Origin of the sequence: Streptomyces sp. NRRL S-495, assembly GCF_000966955.1 — a bacterium.
GTDB lineage: Bacteria > Actinomycetota > Actinomycetes > Streptomycetales > Streptomycetaceae > Kitasatospora > Kitasatospora purpeofusca.
Window position 1 is genome coordinate 1 of sequence record NZ_JZWY01001054.1, and the last position, 6,339, is coordinate 6,339.

The 6,339-nt window shown below is 74.0% G+C and carries 8 protein-coding genes; 3 read left to right on the plus strand and 5 right to left on the minus strand.

Annotated elements, in window-relative coordinates; genetic code table 11:
- Positions 1-571 (minus strand): DUF6629 family protein (locus tag VR45_RS38765; RefSeq protein ID WP_045944659.1); only part of this gene is annotated, 571 nt, incomplete at its 3' end.
- Between the two features lie 56 nt (positions 572-627).
- Positions 628-1,596, minus strand: coding sequence for a DMT family transporter (locus VR45_RS38770; protein WP_234326597.1), 969 nt, complete (start codon positions 1,594-1,596; stop codon positions 628-630).
- A 310-nt stretch (positions 1,597-1,906) separates the two neighbouring features.
- On the opposite strand from VR45_RS38770, the gene VR45_RS38775 reads away from it, so the two are divergent.
- The gene (locus VR45_RS38775) at positions 1,907-2,170 is read left to right on the plus strand and encodes a dsRBD fold-containing protein (RefSeq protein ID WP_045944660.1); all 264 of its coding nucleotides are present in this window, start codon (positions 1,907-1,909) and stop codon (positions 2,168-2,170) included.
- A gap of 48 nt (positions 2,171-2,218) precedes the next feature.
- Here the strand turns inward: VR45_RS38775 and VR45_RS38780 are convergent, their stop codons facing one another.
- Positions 2,219-2,914, minus strand: coding sequence for an alpha/beta hydrolase (locus VR45_RS38780; RefSeq protein ID WP_045944661.1), 696 nt, complete (start codon positions 2,912-2,914; stop codon positions 2,219-2,221).
- A 311-nt stretch (positions 2,915-3,225) separates the two neighbouring features.
- On the opposite strand from VR45_RS38780, the gene VR45_RS38785 reads away from it, so the two are divergent.
- The gene (locus VR45_RS38785) at positions 3,226-3,681 is read left to right on the plus strand and encodes a MarR family transcriptional regulator (protein ID WP_045944662.1); all 456 of its coding nucleotides are present in this window, start codon (positions 3,226-3,228) and stop codon (positions 3,679-3,681) included.
- Between the two features lie 9 nt (positions 3,682-3,690).
- Here VR45_RS38785 and VR45_RS38790 read toward each other — a convergent pair whose 3' ends face one another.
- Positions 3,691-4,617, minus strand: coding sequence for an AEC family transporter (locus tag VR45_RS38790; protein WP_045944663.1), 927 nt, complete (start codon positions 4,615-4,617; stop codon positions 3,691-3,693).
- A 194-nt stretch (positions 4,618-4,811) separates the two neighbouring features.
- On the opposite strand from VR45_RS38790, the gene VR45_RS38795 reads away from it, so the two are divergent.
- Positions 4,812-5,267, plus strand: coding sequence for an HD domain-containing protein (locus VR45_RS38795; RefSeq protein WP_107084404.1), 456 nt, complete (start codon positions 4,812-4,814; stop codon positions 5,265-5,267).
- A gap of 34 nt (positions 5,268-5,301) precedes the next feature.
- Here the strand turns inward: VR45_RS38795 and VR45_RS47625 are convergent.
- A partial coding sequence (locus VR45_RS47625) for a sulfatase-like hydrolase/transferase (RefSeq protein WP_234326599.1) occupies positions 5,302-6,339 on the minus strand: 1,038 nt, incomplete at its 5' end.

Here is a 6,339-nt window from a genome sequence, read left to right on the forward strand (position 1 = left end):
CGAAAGCGAGTTGCCAGAGAAGGGCACAGACCAGGGCGCCGATTCCGGTCAGCAGGCCCAGACGGCGGAGAAGGCGGTCGCCGCTGAGGAGGAGCGAGCCCACGGTGGCGAGGAGATAGCCGGTGAGAAGAAGGGCGGGGTACGGGGCGCCGAGGCGGTAGTCGAGCGTGTGGGCATGGGCGGTGGCGCCGACAGGATGGGTGGCGACGGTGTGGGCCAGGGGCACGGCGACAAGGAGGCCGAGAATCACGAACCCGGTCAGCAGTCGCTGACGAGGACGGTCGACCCGGGCGGCGCAGCGGACGCCGATCGGAACCAGGATCGGGAGCAGGGGCAGGGCGATCACCGCCCAGGCCGTGCGGGCCCAGGCGGCCGGTACGGGTGGCAGGTCGCCGTCGGTGCCTGACCAGACCGCGGCCTCGATCAGCTGGTGCACCCCGAGGACGAGCGGGAGAGCGGCGAGCGGCAGGCGTTCGGGTCGGCCGGCGCGGTGGGCGCGCACGAGGCAGAGCACGCCGACGGCCGTCACGGCGCCGCCGACGACGAGGTCCGCCTGGGCACTCCAGCACATGGGGTCTCCGGTGGTCGGCGATGGGTCGGTCGGTCAACGGCCCTGGGAGCGGGCGATCAGCCGGTGTCGGTCGGCTTGCCGGGGGCGTCTTCGGTGGAGGCCTCGGGTGGGCGGTCGGTCGGGCCGGGCGGCTCCGAGTCGTCGTCGCCGCCGGCGCCGGTGGTACCGCCGGTGCCGGTGGCGCCCGGAAGAGCGGGGTGGCGGCCGATCACCACGACGCCGACCACGATGGCGATCAGACCGATCACCTCCCAGGCCAGTGCGCCCGGGGTGACCCGGAGGCGGTCGCCGAGGAAGCCAACGGCGCAGGCGATGCCGGAGATCGGTTGCGCGGCGGTCAGCGCGGGGAGGGACATCCGCAGCGGCGCGGCCTCGAACGCGCTCTGGACCAGCAGCAGGCCGACCACACCGGCCGCGACGACGGCATACGGTTGCCAACTGCGCAGGACGGCGTCCAGCCCCTCGTGGTCGAGCCGCTGGGTGGTGGTGCGGGTGAGCGCGTCCTGGAGCCCGTAGAGCAGGCCCGCGGCCAGGGCGAGCAGGGTCGCCTCCTCGAACAGCGGCAGCCGGCGGGCGAACGAGACCAGCAGCAGGGTCAGCCCGACCACCGTCCCGATCACCAGCCAGTGCCGCAGTTCGCTCGCCGGCGGGCCTCCGCCGGTGGGGCGGCCGGCCACGATGAACACCGTCACGCCCAGCGCCAGCAGCACCACCCCCGCCCAGCCGGAGCGTCCGAGCGTCTGGCGGGTCAGCACTCTGGCGAGCGCCATCGCGAAGATGAGGTTGGTCGCGAGGAGGGGTTCGACCAGTGAGACCTCGCCCTGGTTGAGGGCGAGCGCGGAGAGGATCAACCCGATGACCATGAATCCGGTGCCGAGCAGCCATTCCGGCATCCGTAGCAGGTCCAGCAGCAGACGCCAGTGCAGCAGGTCGGCACGGGGGGCCCGCTGTGCCGCGTGCTGCTGGAGGACGAATCCGAGGCCCAGGAAGCAGGCGGCACTCAATGCCAGGAGGAAGACCGCCACGGAGGGACCGCCCGATGGTTGCCGACCGCGCCGCACCGCTGGGCTCCGGGGTCTGGGCGGGGTGCGCCCAGGCGGGTTTCGGTGTTCCGGAGCAGGGTTTTCGCGGTACTGGCGCGCTGTGGCCAGCCTACCGCCGGGGTGCGGCGCCGACCCCCGGAACGGTCCGGGCGTGGCGCCGGGCGCCGCCGCCCCGGGGTCCGCTTGCCGCTGCCGTGCCGACGGGCGCACGCTGGTGTGAGCGGCCGGCACGGGAGCACTGCCCGGACCGGTCCGAGCGGGCGCGACGTGCGCCGGCGCCAGGAGGTGTGGCATGCACAACCAGTGGGATGTGGAGCTGAGCTTCGAGGAGGACGGCGTTCACACCGGATGCCAGGCGAGGCTGACGGGCGCCCGGGCGCCGGGCCTCACGGCGCACGGGGAGGCGACCAAGAGCGCGGAGGACCGCCCGCTCGCCAGGATCGGCGAAGAGGTCGCGGCCTCCCGGGCACTGGAGGCACTCTCGCGCAAGCTGCGGGCTCAGGCGACCGGAGAGATCGACGACGAAGGGCACCGGCCCGGGTACCTGATCTACTGAGCGGGGCCCACTGACCCGGCCGGGTGAACGGCCGGGCCGGGGCTGCTGTCACAGGCTCAGCAGCAGGTCCCGGACCGCCGCAGGTCGCGACAGGAACGGGTGGTGGCCGGCGTCGAGTTCGACGACGCTGCCGGCCCGGCGGGCGAAGTCGCGCTGCAGCCGAGTCGGGGTACCGCGGTCCTGGGCGCAGACGAGGTAGGTCGAGGGCACCTGCTGCCAGGCGGCCGCGCCGACCGGCTGCGCGATCACGTGCACGCTCTGCCGGGCGAGGTGGTGTCCTGCCCGCATCTGGTCCTCGGGGTCGCAGTCCTGAAGGAAGGTGTCCACGAGCAGCTCGGGCCGAACGCCGAAGGTGCCGGTGCCGGGGTCGACGTCCAGGAAGGGGGCGGGGCCGTCCTCCCCGAAGTCCGACAGGCTCTGCCCGACCTCGGGCAGGTAGCTGGAGACCAGCAGCAGATGGCGCACGGATCCGATCCCCGCGGCGGCCTCCGCGGTGACGATTCCGCCGTAGCTGTGGGCGACCACGACGGTCGGCTCGTCGTCAGCCAGCAGCCCCCGCCGTACCGCTGCCACATCCTCGGGCAGCCCCGGCCCGCCGGCACCGGCGGGCAGTCCCGCCTCGCCGCAGCTCGGCAGCTCAGGGGCCACGCTCGGCACCCCGCGTTCCCGCAGCAGTCCGGCGGTTCGGCGCCACCACCACGACCCGTCCCGCACGCACGCCCCGTGCACGAACACGACCCTCATCGCCACCTCCGTGTCGACCTCGACGGCTTCCGCCGACCATGCTCGCTCCCTTCACCGGCGGCGGCCACAGCCGCCCCCGCCCGGCGAGCGCCCCGACGGATGCCGATGCCGGGACAACTCGGGGCACGGGACGCGGGGCAGCGGGCCGCGCCGGGCGATGGCCTGCCCTCCTCGGGGGCCGCCCTCGACGCTCCCTCGCGGCGTTGCGGCTCGATGCCGCCGACCGGTCGGTGGAGGGCATTGGCCGGGGTGAGTGGGGGTAGGGGTGGGGTTCTGGGCGTGTTCAGGGACTCCGGGGAAGGGGCGATGAGGTGGAGCCGTCGCAGACGCCGACGCAGCTGATCCGACTGCTGCGCGGGCTGACGTCCGAACTCGATCTGTTCGGTGCCGAGTTCGCTGCGCGGAACGGCTTGCATCCGACGGATCTGCGGGGGCTCATCCATCTGTTGGACGCCGGGCGGGCCGGGGCTGTGGTGACTCCGGGGCGGCTCGGTGCGGCGTTGGGGCTGAACTCGGCCGGGACGACGGGGCTGGTCGATCGGTTGGAGCGGTTGGGGCTGATCCGGCGCGAGCGTGACGAGGAGGACCGCCGCAAGGTCCGGTTGCTGGTGGAGGAGCGTGCGGTCGAGCTGGGCGAGGCCTTCTTCGGCGGTCTGATCGCCGATCTGATGGCCGCGATGGGCGCATTCGGGGAAGCGGAACTCGCCGTGGCACGACGGTTCCTGGTGGCGATGACCGGGGTGGTGGCCGCGGCCCGGGCGGAGTAGGGAGGGCGTCTACGCCGGGCCGAGCGCCCAGGCGACCAGGGACAGGGTGGCCATCGAGACGAGGGTCGAGGCGAGCACGGAGTCCCGCGCGAAGACGGCGCCGTGGTTGTACTCGCGGGCGTAGGTGAACACGTTCTGGGCCGTGGGCAGGGCCGAGAACAGCACCACGGTGAGCAGTTGGTGGGGCGGCAGGTCGAGTACCAGGGCGCCGACCGCCCAGGCGGTCAGCGGCTGGACGAGGTTCTTGATCGCGACCGCCGTCCCGACCTCCAGGTAGCGGGAGGCGCCGGTGACCGCGGGCGGGTGGCAGATCGACAGGCCGAGCGCCACCAGGGCGGTCGGTACCGCGGCGCCGCCCAGCAGTTCGCAGGAACGATTCAGCTCGGCCGGCGGCCGCCAGCCGGTCGCCGAGAGCAGGGCACCGAAGCCCACCGCCAGCAGGATCGGATTCCGCAGCGGCAGGGTGAGCGCCGCCCGTAGTCCCGCCCGGCCGGAGTCCAGCACGGTCAGCACCGCCGGGGTGACCACCAGGATCTGGAACAGCACCACCGGGCCGACGAAGGAGGCGTCGCCGAGTACCTGCACGGCCACCGGGATGCCGAGGTTGGCCGAGTTGACGTACCCGGCGGCCATCCCGCCGAGCGTCCGCTCCGGCAGCGCTCGGCCGAACAGCCGGTACGAGGCGAACAGTCCGAGCCCGCCCGCCACTACGGTGCTCGCGGTGAACGCCAGCATGGAGGGGTTGGCGAACCGGTCCAGCGGCGTACGGGCGATCATCAGGAACAACGCCGCGGGCATGGCCGCGTGGAAGACGAACCGGTTCAGCACCTGCTCGGCCTGGTCGCCGAGCAGTCCGCTGCGGCCGAGGACGTAACCGACGCCGGTCAGGGCCCAGATCGGGGCGAAACCGGACAGCAGCGGGTGCAGGCTGGGCATGGCTTCCTCGGCGCGGTCGTCGGTGCGGTGGTCGGAGTGGTCGTCAGGGCGGTCGTCGGCATGCTGGTCGGGGCGGACGGCCGTGCACCGTGCCGCCCGGGGCGTGGGACCTCGGAAGTCAATCAGTCGCCCGGAGACTGTCGGTGGGCAGGCCCCCGCGCGGCCGGGCGGACCGGGTGCCTACGATGGGTGGCGTGGACTATCTGAGCCTGGCCGAGGTCGAGCAGATCGCCCGGAACGCGCACGCGGGGCAGACCGACAAGAACGGCCACCCGTACGCCGAACACCTGGCGGCGGTCGCCCACGGGGTGGCGGCCCGGGGCGGCAGCGCCGAGCAGATCGCGGCCGGCTGGCTGCACGACGCCGTCGAGGACGACGCGCTGACCCGTGAGTGGCTGGCCGGCGCCGCGCTGAGCGAGGCCACCAAGGCCATCGTGGACGCGCTCACCAAGCGCCCCGGTGAGCCGCTGGAGGAGTACACCGCACGCATCCTCGCCACGCCGGGCGCCCTCGTCGTCAAGCGGGCCGACCTCGCGCACAACTCCGACCCGGCCCGGCTGGCGAGCCTCGACCCGGCGACCGCCGCGCGGCTGGCCGCCAAGTACCGCCGCACCCGTGAACTGTTGGGCCTGGCAGCGGAGTCCGACTGACGCCGGTCTGCACGTGGTCCGGCCTGCGCCGGGGTCAGCCTCCGTTCGGCGCGTGGGCGTCGTCGTGCGCGGGGATGAAGCGTCCGAACGGGTCCCCCGTCCCCACGCAGTGCTCGGCGAGCAGCGCGCGGAAGCGGTCGAGCAGGGCCGCGTTCCGGGCGTCCGCCGCGAGGTTGACCATCTCGCCGGGATCCTCGACGAGGTCGAAGAGCTGCTCGCGGTTGTCGCCCCAGGCGTAGCAGACGTACTTGTGCCGCTCGTCCCGGACCATCCGGCCGAGGGCGTCCTCGAACCCCGGCAGCTCCCAGTGGGTCTCCACCACGACGGTCTCCCGCGGCTCCGGTGCGAGCACGCTGCGCCCGGGCAGGCCGGGCCGTAGCCGAGGTCCGGTCGAAGGCGAAAGCGAAGGCGCCGGACCGGTGGGCCCCACCCGGTCGGTCGGGCCTTCGGGGCCGGTCGGGCCCGCGAGGTCGGGCGGCGGCGGGGGGAGCGGGCCGGTCGACGGGTCCTGGCCGCGGGCCCAGGCGGAGATGCCGTGCGGCTCGGGGAGCGGGAGCAGCAGCAGGAACGGTCGCGAGCGCGGTCGGGTGAGGAAGCCGGTGACGGTACGGGCGAACCCGGCGTCCGTACCGACCGTACCGACGGAACCGTCCGTACGGTCCCTACCGTCCGTGCCGGTCGGGGGGTGGAGGCGGCGGAAGCCGTGGCCGTCGGGCGCCTCGTGCTCGGGCAGTTGCCACGAGCCGGTGTACACGCAGTCGTAGCCGGCCTCGGCGAACACCCGGCCCAGCGACGGCTCCGCGACGGCCCCGTCCGCAGTGGCCCCGGTGCCCCCGGTGGCGCTCGGCAGCCGCCCGGTGAGCAGGCCGGTCCGGGACGGCGCGCAGAGCGGCTGGCCGCAGTACGCCCGGCGGTAGCGGGTTCCGGTGGTGGCCAGCGAGTCCATGTGCGGTGTGGCGAGGTAGGGGTTCCCGGCGGCGCCCATCGCGTCGGCCGTCTGCTGGCCGGTCAGGACCACCAGGACATTGGGGCGTTGTGCGGTCACGTCGGGCCGTCCGTTCCGAGCCGTTCG